The organism is Shewanella algidipiscicola, assembly GCF_900380485.1.
Lineage (GTDB): Bacteria > Pseudomonadota > Gammaproteobacteria > Enterobacterales > Shewanellaceae > Shewanella > Shewanella algidipiscicola.
The window spans coordinates 72926-87538 of record NZ_OXJV01000003.1 but is presented as its reverse complement, the minus strand read 5'-3'; the positions used below and the strand labels follow the sequence as shown (position 1 = coordinate 87538).

Here is a 14613-nt window from a genome sequence, read left to right as displayed (position 1 = left end):
CCTCTGTACTTGCCATTGTAGCACGTGTGTAGCCCTACTCGTAAGGGCCATGATGACTTGACGTCGTCCCCACCTTCCTCCGGTTTATCACCGGCAGTCTCCCTAAAGTTCCCACCATTACGTGCTGGCAAATAAGGATAAGGGTTGCGCTCGTTGCGGGACTTAACCCAACATTTCACAACACGAGCTGACGACAGCCATGCAGCACCTGTCTCAGAGCTCCCGAAGGCACTAAGCTATCTCTAGCGAATTCTCTGGATGTCAAGAGTAGGTAAGGTTCTTCGCGTTGCATCGAATTAAACCACATGCTCCACCGCTTGTGCGGGCCCCCGTCAATTCATTTGAGTTTTAACCTTGCGGCCGTACTCCCCAGGCGGTCTACTTAATGCGTTAGCTTGGGAACCCAGTGTTCAAGACACCAAATTCCGAGTAGACATCGTTTACGGCGTGGACTACCAGGGTATCTAATCCTGTTTGCTCCCCACGCTTTCGTACCTGAGCGTCAGTCTTTGTCCAGGGGGCCGCCTTCGCCACCGGTATTCCTTCAGATCTCTACGCATTTCACCGCTACACCTGAAATTCTACCCCCCTCTACAAGACTCTAGTTTGCCAGTTCGAAATGCAATTCCCAGGTTGAGCCCGGGGCTTTCACATCTCGCTTAACAAACCGCCTGCGTACGCTTTACGCCCAGTAATTCCGATTAACGCTTGGACCCCTCGTATTACCGCGGCTGCTGGCACGAAGTTAGCCGGTCCTTCTTCTGCGAGTAACGTCACACCTAAACGCTATTAACGCTTAAGCTTTCCTCTTCGCTGAAAGTGCTTTACAACCCGAAGGCCTTCTTCACACACGCGGCATGGCTGCATCAGGCTTGCGCCCATTGTGCAATATTCCCCACTGCTGCCTCCCGTAGGAGTCTGGGCCGTGTCTCAGTCCCAGTGTGGCTGATCATCCTCTCAGAACAGCTAGGGATCGTCGCCTTGGTGAGCCATTACCTCACCAACTAGCTAATCCCACCTAGGTACATCCAATCGCAGAAGGCCCGAAGGTCCCCTCTTTTCCCCCGTAGGGCGTATGCGGTATTAGCAGTCGTTTCCAACTGTTATCCCCCTCGACTGGGCAGTTCCCTAGGCATTACTCACCCGTCCGCCGCTCGTCAGCAAATTAGCAAGCTAATTCCTGTTACCGCTCGACTTGCATGTGTTAGGCCTGCCGCCAGCGTTCAATCTGAGCCATGATCAAACTCTTCAATTAAAGTTTTGTTGTTTGACTTACGTCAAACGGCTCAACGAATTCTGTTCGACTCCTATTTATTCAAAAATAAGTAGTAAGTCTTTGTACATATTGCTATGAACACTCATCACCTCTCGTGAGAGAAAGTGAAAGAATTGGTTGATTTAATTCTTTGATTGCCAACCCGAAAGTTAGGCAATTTCGATTAACTCAACACCTGTGAGTGTCCACACAGATTACTTGATAAATTGTTAAAGAGCGTTAGCACATCTCGGTAGTTCCAAGTGGCTAGGGCTGCGTATTCTACGCAATCCTAGGTTCGCGTCAAGCAGTTTTTGAAAACTTTTTGATGCGGCACTTTTCAGTGCCTGACCACCCTGTAAGCTAGGTGTTTAACCAGGTTACTTAGTGCTTTACGACTTATCTCTGCGAGCTTCGCCGTGTCAGTGGTTGCGCATTATAGGGATTGCTAATCATAGCGCAAGCCCTTCTTTAATCAAATCACATCATTCGTTCACAAATCGACCAAATTAGGCTATCAGCCATCATTTAAGTCTATTAATCGTTCGAATCAGTAGATATTTAAGCATGATTATGAACATATGAGTACTTAAGTTAACACTATGAGCTGGTTAAATCTGCCTTTAATAATCTTCAACAAGCCTCTGCAATAGACGTATAGTGGCTCATACCAGAATTTAATACTGTAGAATGATTCACTAGCATGACTGACGGCGATCTTTTGATTTCGCCATACAGTGTAGTTAATCAATTTTGCGTGACGTCAACTAGGCTTATCTAAACACGTCGTTAATTAATTTTAGAAGCTAACGCTATTTTCAAGTTTCTCTGCGCTCGTTCAAAATAGGTTGGCGAACTGTCTATTGCTTGCTGAAACATACTGATCGCTTGCTCATACTTTCCTTCTAACATTAAAAAGTAACCCAAATCATTTAATGCATCTGCCACAGTCATCGTTTGTTCGAAACTGGCTAAGGCTTTTCGATATAACCCTTTACGGATGTACACCAAGCCTAAATTGGACCATGCTCGGCTAAAACTCGGATCTGCCCTTAATGCTTGTTTGAGATAAAACTCTGCCTTTTCATAATCACCGACAAGATAAAATGAGTAACCTAGGTTAGTAGCAATTATCGCTGATTGCGGTTGAAAATCTAATATCAATGCAAAGTACGTTCTAGCTACCTGATGATGATTCTCAAGATCTTCCAAAATTGCTATCGCGTTGTACACTCTTAAGGGGGATAGTTCATCTAAAGCTACATATTGTGCTTTAGATGTTCCAGAGTTCAAACTCATTAATCTGTGTTGATCTAGCCTGATTGTTTTTTCAAGATGAATACGAGCCAATTTATATTGACGTCGATCGATTTCAAGAATTCCTAACTCAGCATTGGCCAATCTGTGTTCAGGATCGATAATTAATGCTTCGTTATAAGCTTTAAACGCTATCTCTGTATTATTTTTAGCCATATGTATACGCGCTATTTGATAGAAGGTATCGGCATTGCTCTGATTAAAATCTAAGGCTTGTATATAAGCATATAGCGCTTTATCCAAGTCACCCGCTCTTTCAGCTTCAATTGCTTGATTCAGTGCATCTTGCTCTGATAAAGGTGCACTATTACCTAAAGCAACTTGAGACTGGCCTTGGTATAAATCTTGCCTCTGAGGCTTTTGAGGTAATTGCGCTTCTTCATCGGTAGAAGCACAACCGCCAAGAACAAGGCTGAGAACCAGAACCATAATAGCCAATCGCCGTTTTCCCCAATACGTTGTCGACATTTACTTTCTCCTTGGTGTTTCTAATTGCGCATCTTTATTTGTTATTCATTAAAATGCTTGCCCCCAGACTTTCATGACTTTCAACACTGCTGGGCCAACTGCCACAATAAAAAAAGAAGGCCAAATACAGAACATCATAGGAAATATCATTTTTACCGCCATTTTCGCCGCTTGTTCTTCAGCTTGCTGCAAGCGTTTATCACGATACTCTTCCGAAAATACTCTTAAGGTAGCAGCAATCCCGGTACCTAGTCTTATACTTTGTGAAATTGCAGAATTGAGCCCCTTAATATCTTCAAGGCCCGTTCTTTCAGTAAACTCATTAAGCGCAACTTTAATCGTCAGCCCTGCTCTCACTTTACTGCACACTAATTCGAGTTCACTGGAGAGATCCGGGTGGCTCAATGAAAGCTCTCTTGCTACACGCTGAAGCGCAGCAAGCAACCCCAACCCGGCTTCACAACAAACAACAAGTAGATCGAGTGCATCAGGAAATCCCACCCGCAAGGCGCGCATTCGCTTATTTGCCATGTAGGTCAAAATCATTGAGGGTGCCAAAAAGAAAACACCCATAATTAAACACACCAAATAGATGCTGATCATTGCAGATTGATCATTAAAATATTGTAATATAACAATAGATAACACAGCACCAGTTAATAACAACAGAAGCCGAATCGCACTAAATACCGCTAATGCATTATCTGAATGTAGCCCTGCATGTATTAATAGTCGGCGAGTTTCATCATTAGACAAGTTAAGGAAAGAAAGCTTACCTAATTTACCTATACCGTGCTCTAAGGTCTTGTTAACTTCACTCTGGTCATCGACTACAGGCTGTCTATTATCGCCAGCAATATGTTGTAGCCGTTTTCTGACTGGCGAATAGATACCACTGATCAAAAAGGAAATTGACAAGGCTAATGTGATCCCCGCTATGGCTGCAACAACGTAAATAGCCCATTCAACGTGTTGTGGATCATCAAAAGCTTGATTTATAAGCCCAATTAAGTAGTCCATATCACATATCAATCCTAATCAGTTTACTGATCCAAAGCCCACCGAGAGTCATGCCTATTGCCCCCCACACCAACAAACGTCGTCCATCTTCAGTCCCAGTGAGCTCACCTACATAACTGGGAGTTTGTAAGTAAATCACCGCAAAAAGTACGAAAGGTAATAAAATCAGAATCCAAGCAGACAACCGCCCCTCTGCCGATAGCGTCCTCACTCGACGCCGAAACATAAAACGTTTGCGAATAACTTGTGATAAATTGTCGATATTTTCAGCTAAGTTGCCCCCAGTCTCTTTTTGCACCATAACTGCGCTAGAGAATGCCATTGCTGACACACTTGGTACTCGTTCGATAAACCCTAAGATGGCTCTTTTGGTATCTTTACTGTAATTGATGTTAGCAAACATCAAACTGAATTCTTTTGCTAATGGACCATCCATCTCTTCGGTCACTAACTTAATTGCATCGGAAAATGAATAACCCGCTTGTAATGCACGTCGTAACACATCGAGCGCATCGGGAAAGCTAGCTTCTATCGCATCCATTCTTTTGGATGTATCTCTATTAAGCTTAAAAAAGAACAGCATGAATACCATAAGCACCACAAACACTGTCATTAATGGCTCACGCATGTACCACCAGCTCGCCGCTCCCACTGAGGCTGCGACAACCACCGCCAGTAACAAAAATTGATGTCCTAATAGTCGGTAGTCAGCTAATTCAAGTCGATAACTTAAATTTTCTATAAAACCAATATGCTCTAAAGCCCGACCTATCGCTCCGACTTTACTTAAGCGATTTTTCCTCAGTAATGAGGTTTCAAGCACGCCATCGCCAGATTCTTGCGATAACTTCTGTAAACGTTTGCGAACCTGAGCCGTATTGGCACGCTGAGGACTGTAAACAGGCAAAAACAGAGCCTGAGAAAGAAAAATAACAGCGATGAATATTAATCCTAAAAAGATCACTTCATTGGAAAGCATAGATTAAGCTCCTAAAACTTAGCGAAAGGATCACCACAATTAAACAGTCGATAGGGTAAATCGATACCGTGTTGTTTAAGTTTTGAATGGAAGCCTGGTATCACGCCAGTGGCATCGAAACGGCCCATTATTTGACCTTCCTCATCGATACCATCACGGGTAAAACGGAATATTTCGGACATCGTAATGATATCTCCTTCCATGCCGTTAATTTCCTGAATACTAATCACACGTCGGCGTCCATCTTCTTGTCGTTCGAGTTGCACAACTAAATCAATAGCCGAGGCAATTTGCGTCCTAATGTTACTCACTGGCATATCAAATCCAGCCATACAGACCATATATTCTAATCGTCCAAGCGCATCTCGAGGGCTATTGGCGTGCAGTGTAGTCAAGGATCCTTCATGGCCGGTATTCATGGCCGTTAACATGTCTAATGCTTCTCCGCCTCGAACCTCTCCCACAACGATTCGGTCTGGTCGCATCCGTAAGCAGTTTTTCACCAAATCTCGCTGAGTCACCTCACCACGCCCTTCAATATTCTGCGGACGCGTTTCCAACCTAACCGTATGTGGCTGCTGCAATTGCAGCTCTGCAGAATCCTCAATGGTCACAATGCGTTCATTCGGCGGAATATAGCCAGACAACATATTAAGTAGGGTTGTTTTACCGCTACCAGTCCCTCCAGAGACCAACACATTTAATTTCCCTTTAACGCTACCTTGAAGTAACTCGACCATTTCAGCGGTAATCGACCCGTAATCGATCAGTTCTTTTGCTGTTAATTTATCCACCGAAAATCGACGAATAGAAAGCGAGGGACCATCTAGTGCCAGCGGCGGAATAATCGCATTAACCCTTGAGCCATCGGCCAATCTTGCATCAACCATGGGAGAGGATTCATCGATACGACGACCAACACTCGAGACTATGCGGTCAATAATATTGAGAAGGTGGGCATTGCTATGAAATTTAATATTGACAGGCTCTAATTTTCCTCGACGTTCGACATACACTCTATCGAAAGAATTAACTAAAATATCTGAAATGGTTGGATCGGCTAATAACGTTTCTAATGGCCCTAAGCCTAATACTTCATCAATAATCAGTTTTATCAATTTCTTTCTAGAAGCAAGGTTAATGGGTATATGTAAATCATTAATGAGTCGTTCACATATTTCACTTATTTGACCTCGGGCCTGGTCAGCTGAAACCGTTTCAATTAATGACAAATCCATCACGCTGAGTAATTTATCGTACAGCTTAATTTTAAGTTCTTGTTCTTCAACACTCAGCGGTTGATAAGTATCTCTACCAACTATATTTGCATTCTGGTCCATAATCTATTGCCCCAATAAACGTGCCCAAAAACCCTTAGTACTTTTTTCACTATGGTCTTTTGTAGGAATCAATTGTTGTGTTAACTCAATGAGATCAAGATACATTCGTTGCTTATTCGCCATTTCCGTTATAGGCTTACCCAAGTTCTCACATTCACTTGCCAATTTATAATCATTAGATACGACAAACACAGAGTCGATGCCCACGACACTTTTGATGTCACTTAATTTTATTTTAGAATCTGACTTATCATAACGATTAACTAAAATATGTATTTTATCCCTAGCAACACCAACATGATTTATGAGTTGTTGAATAAGCGCCTTAACCTCTCTAATAATAATTAAATTCTGTTGTGCTACGACTAATATTTCGGCATTGCGAAGTAACTCAACATTCCAATATTCAGGACCACGAGAATAATCTAAAATAACTTGATCGTGATACTGACGGCATTTCCACAGTAAATCATAAATATTATCTAATTTAATATCATCTCGTAAGTTCAATAATGAAAAAGGCGCCGCTGCAAGTAAATGCAAATTACCTTTGGAGATCATTGCACTACGTAAGGCGACTTCATCGAGGTCATCTAAGGCCTGTAAAGCATCTGACAGATAATAGTTTGGCTCTATCCCTAAAATATGAGCCAGCGCTCCATGGTGTAAGTCGGTATCGAGTAAGGCAACGTCAATATCGCCTCGTTCGGCGGCTATCGCAGCCAAGCAAGAGGCAATAAAACTTGCACCAGAACCACCTTTACCATTAACCACTGCCAACACTGGCGCAAGTTCTGCCTTACTGTTTAATTGCAGTGCTATATTTTTAAGCGCATTAAGCAATTCAATATCGGGCGCATCCAAAGGAATATAGTCACTGACGCCAAATTGAAACGCGTAGCGTAATACTTTTTGCGGCGTATCACGCCCAAGTATAATCACCTCCGCTTTATAACTGGCAGCGGATGCCAACGCCTGTTGCGCTAACGTCTCCTCATTTGGGATCACTAGCAATATTAAGTTAAATGATTTACCAGAGGCATTTGTGGTTTTAATACCGGTTAAATCAGTGGTCTTTTCCCAATGTAAATTGACACATTGCGTTAAATTAGCCTCAATCTGCGGTAAAAACTCTTTTTGAGCATCGATTAACAAGACATTTAGCGGAGAAGGCATATAAAAATCCATCTTCTCCTCCAAATTTGAGGCATCACCCGATGCAGACGTGAACAATTCTAATGGTTTTTCCATAAAATCAACCTTGAGTGACGACAACGATCCTTACCATTACTATAGTCGTTAATGTTAAGCATAATTATATTATTACTGGTTTATTGGCAGACAGTTGTTCCACCGGGGAAAAACCCTAAGCTCTCTCGTGTGAGTGTCGTCGTGAATACTGGCGAATTTAAGTTAAGGTGTAATCCTGGTACCCAAAAATCATGTTGGTAATTTTTAATTTCAGCTTTAACCAGTTCGATATCGGCACCCGTTGCCACATCCCCATTGCTATAAAGATAGCTAATTTCTAGGTTGTCGGCCGTCAAATTCGGCACCAAATTGGCGCCATTAAATAAGGCTAAACTATCGATATTAGTGCCAGGTTGACAGACTATGGCTAACCTCGCGGCGCGACGCGACGCCTCTTGCAATACACTGTAGGTATACAAAAGCCGCCCGACCTCGATTGCACTAAACAATAAAATAAAAAACACCCCTGCAACAATTGCAAATTCAACGGTATAGACCCCTTTTTCTCGATTCATAATGCTGTTACCGCATAATTAGTATTGAGATTAAAACTAAGATCAATTTCATTGCCTAAACCAAAAGTCGTGAGTTGCTCCCCTAACAAGGGTTGCCAATTATAAGATACTGAAATAACCAATCTTCGACTGCCTACCGGTAACTCACTAATCGTAATATCACCCGCAGTTAATCCTTTTAATATCGGGCTTGTCCCCACGGTCGTCTTACCATAAAGGAGTAAGTTTTTGGTTTCTGCAATACAATTACCGCATTCTGCATCGATGAAAGGATTGGGAAGAGTTGACGTTTGCCGTGTATCGGCATGAGCACCTAGATATAATCCTGCGTCGCGGACTAATTTAGTCAGCGTATTATACTGAAATAGAAAACGACCTAACTCTCCTGTAGCAAACACCAGCAGTAACATAAAAGGCAATAAAATGGTCATCTCTACGGCCGCTATGCCCTTTTGTAACGAATAGTTCATAGTGTTCTCCTATGAGTCTGGGCTATCGGGATCTTTATACAGCACTATGGTGTAGTTGTTACTGACAAAATCAGGGTCGACCGAGGCATTTCCCGTGCCTGGGCACTCGGTGATAAATTCTCCCACCACAAAAGACTCTTGCCCGCCGTTGTCCACATCTTGCACTAAGAAAAAGCACCCCGTCGTTTTTACCTCAATGTTATTACGCCCATTAGACAGCCCATCACACACCCCAATAACCACAGGCATCTCTCGGCGATTATTGGCATCAATAGAGTTATCGATGCAACTATTGCTATCCGTATCGGCTACATAATCGGCATGGCTATAGAAGTCCGCATTGGGATTTTCAATGTTACCATCGCGATCGAGAGTGATGCGTTCTCCCTGGCATATATTGCGATCCCGGGGATGGTCAGTGGAGTTCAGCCCCCCCCCCTGCCACTGACCAAAACGGGTGTTAAGCCCTTGAGAAACAGGGCCTACACTATTGCCAGGCTCAGTTGGTACCATATCCCCTGAACCCACACAGGTATTGGGTGAGAAACCTCCCGCGAGTGACGTGCGTAAAATATTGGCACCCGTGCCATCCAGAGCTAACAATTGAAAATTCCCCGGGCCTATTGCAGGCGCATTAGCCTGTGCAGACCCCGACTTCATGGCGTACAAGCTATTCGTCACTATGCCATATGGTGCCGGAACCTCATTCCCATTAGGATCGGTTACTGTATAGTCAGGATCATCATTGACTGCACATACCAGTAACGGCACAAGTTTATTATTACAAGTGATATCTGTGCTGCGCCCCGCGACCGCAGATGCCCTAACCCGCTTATTAAAGCTAAACAGTTGTGCAAGAAAATTATCTAAACCGACATTTTCAACTTTTACTCGAACATACTCACTGCCCTCAATTGCGACAGGAATAAAGGGATCGGGTAAAACTGAAAACTCTATCGAGATGTTACTGGTTACATCATTTATACTGTAGTCTGCTGGACTAAAACTGATATTAGTTTCAAGTTCGTTGTTTTCTTTAAAAGCAAGGTTTTGTGAGAGCATGCTCACCGCCGCCTGCCTAGCCTGAGCTAGCGTCGCACCACTATCGAGCGCTTTCGCCGCATGTAGGGCAGATGCATCGACTGCATTTTGTAATCGCCCCTTACTCAATAACATGTGACCTCCATCAAGCGCTAATGCCGCCACCGCGAGTAAGGAGAATAAGCCAATAGTAAACATCACTAAAATCGCACCGCGTTGACGCCTTATTTTGGTGATCGAATCATTGCCTGCCATGCTGTACATTGTTGACCTCCGCATAATAATTAATCCATTATTATCGATGCGCCTAGCTCTTTAGCCTTAATCGGGGCTTCATTACTGTCTCGATACTTTAACATCACTTTTCGGCCATAGTTGCCTTCGAGGCTTAAGACTAAACCGTCATTACGTACAGACGCTTCAGGATCGAGAGTTTGCACATTTTTTACTTGTAAATAACTGTCACCCATAACGAAATTGTGTTCATTGGCACAAGCTGATAAAAGTAAGCTGAATAAAACACATAGCCACTTATTCATGGCACTCGCTCTGATATTAAAATCGTTCATACTCATAGCTCCAATCTACAGTGAATGCCCGTATTTTTGTTGGGTACCGCTATTTTCAATTTTTACATTAGACATCACGGGCTCGTATGGTGTATCCGTCTTATCCTCAGGGCGCTCTTTGGTTGAGCTTTTGCCAAGCAGATAAAACTCGACATCCGAAGGGGCGACAAAACCATCTGTAGGAAGGCTAATATCTTTTTTATTAAAAGGTCTCACTAAGCGAGGGGTAACTAAAATCACTAACTCGGTTTGACCACTACGAAAACTCTTACTCGAAAAGAGTTGTCCCAATACAGGCACATCACCAAGACCTGGCACCTTATCAATATTTTCTCGTAAGTTATCGCTGATCAGGCCACTAATCGCTATCGTTTGGCCATCGGCTAACTCAACCGTGGTAGCAGTACTGCGTTTAACCAGTGAGGGAACGATCAAAATAGAGGTGGTATTGTTACCGGATATCGCCACTGAGTTTGCGTTGCTCAATTCGCTGACGATCACATTTAAATTTAAGTTGATTTGACCAGAGTCGAGCACTGTCGGTAAAAATTTCACCCCTACCCCAAAATCACGATATTGGATAGTAGTACTACCATCCTTGTCGGGGACTGGAATGGGGAATTCACCACCAGATAAAAACTCAGCCGTTTGACCACTCATGGCCGTCACATTTGGCTCGGCTAACACTTTGGCTAAACCATTTTGTTTAGCCACATCGAGTGCAAAATTCATTAATAAATCTTGATTTATATACTGTGCAAAAAAGCCTTTACTGGTCACGCCACCAATACCCGAATCAACAAACCCGCCGCCACCGCCAACGACACCGCCAGAAAGCTTTGAACCTTGATTAAAAATTAAAAACTTTGAATCAAATTGACGCGCAACCTCACGCTGAACTTCAGCAACGACCACCTCTAACATGACTTGATGTCCACCACCAATTGTCATCATATTTAATACTGTACTTTTAGGTTTACCCACAGTAGGAGCAGAATCAACATAAGCCTGCGCCAACTCAACGGCCGTATTCATTTTTTGTAGATTGGAGGCTTGGCCGCTTAATAAAAGCTGTCCTTGAGAAGTTTGCACCGCCAGTTTTTCGGTGGGTAAAAACTCATGTAAACGCAATTTCAATCCGTTTAAGTCATGGGTCACCTCAATGTCCATGACACTAGTTAGTATTTCATTTTCGTCCCAAATCATCACATTAGTGCTACCCAATTTCTTACCTAATACATACAACTCATTTTTAGGTAATAGTTTGATATCGGCGATTTCAGGGTTCCCCACTGAAACCCTATGCACCGATTTAGGTAGTGACAGTACACGAGACTTAAAGATGGGGATCCGCTTTAACTCTTTCGCCCCTTCAAATGGTCCGCCTGCCATGACAGGTAGAAATATTAAGGCCGAAATGAACGCCAAAAACACGCATCCTAGCTTCCCAATTTTGCCAGTCGAACGCAGCATAGTTCACTCCTCTTCAACCCTTGGGTTGTATCAAATAAGTTTTCAAGCGATTAGTCATTTACTTTAACCTCTTGCTCTTTCATTCCTTTTAATATCAAAACCTTGGCTTTAGAGTTTGATTGAACATACACGACTCGCTCTGTCGGTGTTGCAGCCTTCGCTAACACGGGTTGCTGCATAAGTTGTTTTACTGGTTCGGGTTTTGATGACTGATTGAATAAAGCCACCTCGACCTGCGCATTATCATTTGGATTTCTAAGCGCCAACTGCAATGAGCCACGTCCTTTAGCAACCAACAACTGCTCAGCTTGATCCATGCTCAGTTCTAAAGTGACTGCACGAACTAACATGGGTTTATTTTCATCGTTTGACGCGCGCTGATCGATAGCCAATATTTTTACATTAGAGAGCACTACATCAGTTTTGTAATCGCTTTCTTTATACAGATTTATCACATCCACCCTGTTTCCTGGCAATAAGAAACCAGCAACACCAACAACATCATTCACCCTAATCGTGACCGCGCGCATATTGGGTTGAATGAGGCTAGCTAATGTACTGCCCTCCCCTTTATTAGTCAGTTTTTCTTGGCGTAAGATCTCACCGGGATAGAGCTTTTGATTAACGACTTTGCCTTCGGCATCTTCAAATTTTGTCACTGACCCCGCAGGAACGATGCCTTCAGGCACTGCGGTTAACACTAAGTGTTTACGGTCTACAATCGTTCCCATAGGGACGACTGAAGACACGGTAACTACACTGGTCGTTTGCGCCACATCGGTAACACTAGTATTGGACTTGAGCCAGTTTTGAGCGAGGAAAACGGCAACCGCTCCGAATATCAGCGACAAGACGACAAACAAAATCGTTTTGCTATTCATTTGTGAACTCCTGTTGTTAAGTACAACATGCCTATATTTTCATTATTCAACAAAATAGATGGACCAGGCTGAGTCAATAAGTGATTGCGTCACCACTGGTTCAAGCTTCATAAAGCAAATTTGGTCAGACATAATGCCGAGTAGATCCCGTGGGTAACAGGGAATCAAAGGCTTAGCGAATTTTTGATGGTACTCTTTAAGCAGATGTAAAAATGTCTCTTCGCTACAGCTGAGGCCTAATTCATCACACACCCGAAACCAAATCTTACGGTAAAGTTCAGTATTTAATGCATCAAAATGGATTTTGTAACCAAGTCGACGTAAGAATGCTTCGTCGACGAGTTCCTTAGGATCAAGGTTAGTCGAGAAGAGTAAAATTAGCTCAAATGGGATCTCAAAATGTTCACCCGATTGCAAACTTAAAAAGTCTCTATGCTCTTCCATTGGAATTATCCAACGGTTAAAAAGTTGTTTTGCACTAATACGTTGCCGCCCTAAATCATCGAGTAACAAAATGCCATTATTGGCCTTAAGCTGCAGTGGAGCCATATAGGTACGGCTATGGGTATCGAATTGTACTTCTAACATTTCAGCTGTAAGCTCACCGCCAGTGATCCTAAGCGGGCGTTGGCACTTGATCCATCTTGGATCGTGACCACTGCCTAAATCTAATGGGTTATTAGTCACGCCATCTTCGGTACGGTGATGCAGCTCAGGATCGAAGACTTGTATCACTTCATTGCCTATCGCAATAGCATAAGGAATAAGCACATCATCGCCCAAAGTAAGATTAAGATGGCGGCACAGATAACTTTTACCTGTACCCGGCGGGCCGTATATCAAAACTGGGCGATTAGAATTCATCGCAGGGCCGATTTTATAAAGCAGATCTTGAGGCAACACGAGTGCTTTGAGGCCCTGTTCAAGCATTTCATAAGTGATGGGGCGAGCTCGACTCGATTGCTGCTTGCAGATGGGAATATATTGCTTAAGCGGTACAGGGGCTAATCCGAGATAACCGCTGCGACTAAAGACAAGTTTGGCATGGATTTCTCCCGTATGACTCAAGGCATAGCGCATCTGGCCATCAACTGTAGTTTGGCGATTTTCAACCCAACCGAGCTTTTTAGCTGTGTCGAGCAACTGTTGCAAGATACCACCTGTTAAACCAATTTTTGCTACCATCAACTCTTTAGTCAGTACGCCTGCAGTAAAAATATGCTTAACCAACAGATCTAATAATAATGATTCAGATAAACCCGTGGCATCGATAGAAATGGGTTTGGGTGCCAACTTGCTAACATCGCATATTTCATCTGGTTCAGAAGGTTGCGATAATGACTGAACATCTAGAGCATGACCCGCATCCGAACGCAACATATTATGCCCCCCATCCGAGGTAATGACTTAACTGCAGATAAACGCTTGATAAATCATAGTTGATGTTGCAAGCCACCAGCCAGCCAATGGCTAATGCGGGGGCATAGGGTACTTTTTGCCCTGCAGCTTCACCAGGCTCGGGTTTAAAGTAGGTTTTGCAGTAAATGCAGTCCCAATAACGTTTAAGCGTGTTAGCTACGCCACTAAAACCGGTGCGCCACAATACCAGCAACAGACTCGTCACAGAGCCTGCGGCAACACCATATAAGAGACTCCATGCCAAAAGCTCGGGCCCCATTAAGGCGCCAATCCCCATCATCAATTTAATATCGCCTGCGCCCAGTACCCGAATAATAAAAATGGGAAACAAGATGATAAATGCCAGGGCAAAACCAAAGCTGGCTAACAGCAGCCCATTAAGCTGGGCATAATAGCCGTTGATGGCAAAACCACAGAAAATCGCCGCCAGCGACAAGGCATTTGGAATCCGTTGGGATGTTAAATCAGTGGCAATGGCAATAATAAAGAACAGCGCCGCCAAGGTGATTTGAAGTACTAACTGGGCATCTGTCATCGAGAAAGAGTCTCTTTAAATAGGTATAAAAATTAAGTAGTATCGATGCCTAGTTTGCTGCGCAAACTAGGCATATCACC

The 14613-nt window shown here is 43.4% G+C and carries 13 protein-coding genes and 1 rRNA gene; all 14 read right to left on the bottom strand.

The annotated features are described in order from the left end of the window. Window positions 1–1255, bottom strand: a 16S ribosomal RNA gene (locus DN599_RS06995); the annotation flags it as partial. Between the two features lie 789 nt (window positions 1256–2044). Then, a complete protein-coding gene (locus tag DN599_RS06990; RefSeq protein ID WP_110456952.1) occupies window positions 2045–3040 on the bottom strand; it encodes a tetratricopeptide repeat protein in 996 nt (331 codons plus the stop codon). Between the two features lie 48 nt (window positions 3041–3088). Then, entirely contained in the window at window positions 3089–4060 is a 972-nt protein-coding gene (locus DN599_RS06985) for a type II secretion system F family protein (RefSeq protein ID WP_110456951.1), read from the bottom strand. Window position 4061: 1 nt separating this feature from the next. Next, the gene (locus DN599_RS06980; RefSeq protein WP_110456950.1) at window positions 4062–5039 is read right to left on the bottom strand and encodes a type II secretion system F family protein; all 978 of its coding nucleotides are present in this window, start codon (window positions 5037–5039) and stop codon (window positions 4062–4064) included. An 11-nt stretch (window positions 5040–5050) separates the two neighbouring features. Then, entirely contained in the window at window positions 5051–6379 is a 1329-nt protein-coding gene (locus DN599_RS06975) for a TadA family conjugal transfer-associated ATPase (protein WP_110456949.1), read from the bottom strand. A gap of 3 nt (window positions 6380–6382) precedes the next feature. Further along, on the bottom strand, window positions 6383–7630 hold the full coding sequence (locus DN599_RS06970) for a CpaE/TadZ family protein (RefSeq protein ID WP_110456948.1): 1248 nt from the start codon (window positions 7628–7630) through the stop codon (window positions 6383–6385). A gap of 80 nt (window positions 7631–7710) precedes the next feature. Further along, a complete protein-coding gene (locus DN599_RS06965) occupies window positions 7711–8145 on the bottom strand; it encodes a TadE/TadG family type IV pilus assembly protein (protein WP_110456947.1) in 435 nt (144 codons plus the stop codon). Continuing rightward, complete coding sequence (locus DN599_RS06960; protein WP_110456946.1) at window positions 8142–8615, bottom strand: TadE family protein; 474 nt, start codon at window positions 8613–8615, stop codon at window positions 8142–8144. The genes DN599_RS06965 and DN599_RS06960 overlap by 4 nt, the downstream gene beginning before the upstream one ends. A 9-nt stretch (window positions 8616–8624) precedes the next feature. Further along, the gene (locus DN599_RS06955; protein ID WP_239473251.1) at window positions 8625–9935 is read right to left on the bottom strand and encodes a pilus assembly protein TadG-related protein; all 1311 of its coding nucleotides are present in this window, start codon (window positions 9933–9935) and stop codon (window positions 8625–8627) included. Window positions 9936–9940: 5 nt separating this feature from the next. Further along, window positions 9941–10225: a putative periplasmic lipoprotein gene (locus DN599_RS06950; RefSeq protein ID WP_110456944.1), complete on the bottom strand. Its 285-nt coding sequence runs from the start codon at window positions 10223–10225 to the stop codon at window positions 9941–9943. Between the two features lie 15 nt (window positions 10226–10240). Next, window positions 10241–11698, bottom strand: a complete 1458-nt coding sequence (locus DN599_RS06945; protein ID WP_110456943.1) for a type II and III secretion system protein family protein — start codon at window positions 11696–11698, stop codon at window positions 10241–10243. 50 nt (window positions 11699–11748) lie between these two features. Beyond that, a complete protein-coding gene (cpaB, locus tag DN599_RS06940; RefSeq protein WP_110456942.1) occupies window positions 11749–12579 on the bottom strand; it encodes a Flp pilus assembly protein CpaB in 831 nt (276 codons plus the stop codon). Window positions 12580–12621: 42 nt separating this feature from the next. After that, on the bottom strand, window positions 12622–13959 hold the full coding sequence (locus DN599_RS06935) for an ATP-binding protein (RefSeq protein WP_239473250.1): 1338 nt from the start codon (window positions 13957–13959) through the stop codon (window positions 12622–12624). 1 nt (window position 13960) lies between these two features. Further along, entirely contained in the window at window positions 13961–14533 is a 573-nt protein-coding gene (locus DN599_RS06930; RefSeq protein WP_110456941.1) for an A24 family peptidase, read from the bottom strand. Window positions 14534–14613 lie beyond the last annotated feature (80 nt).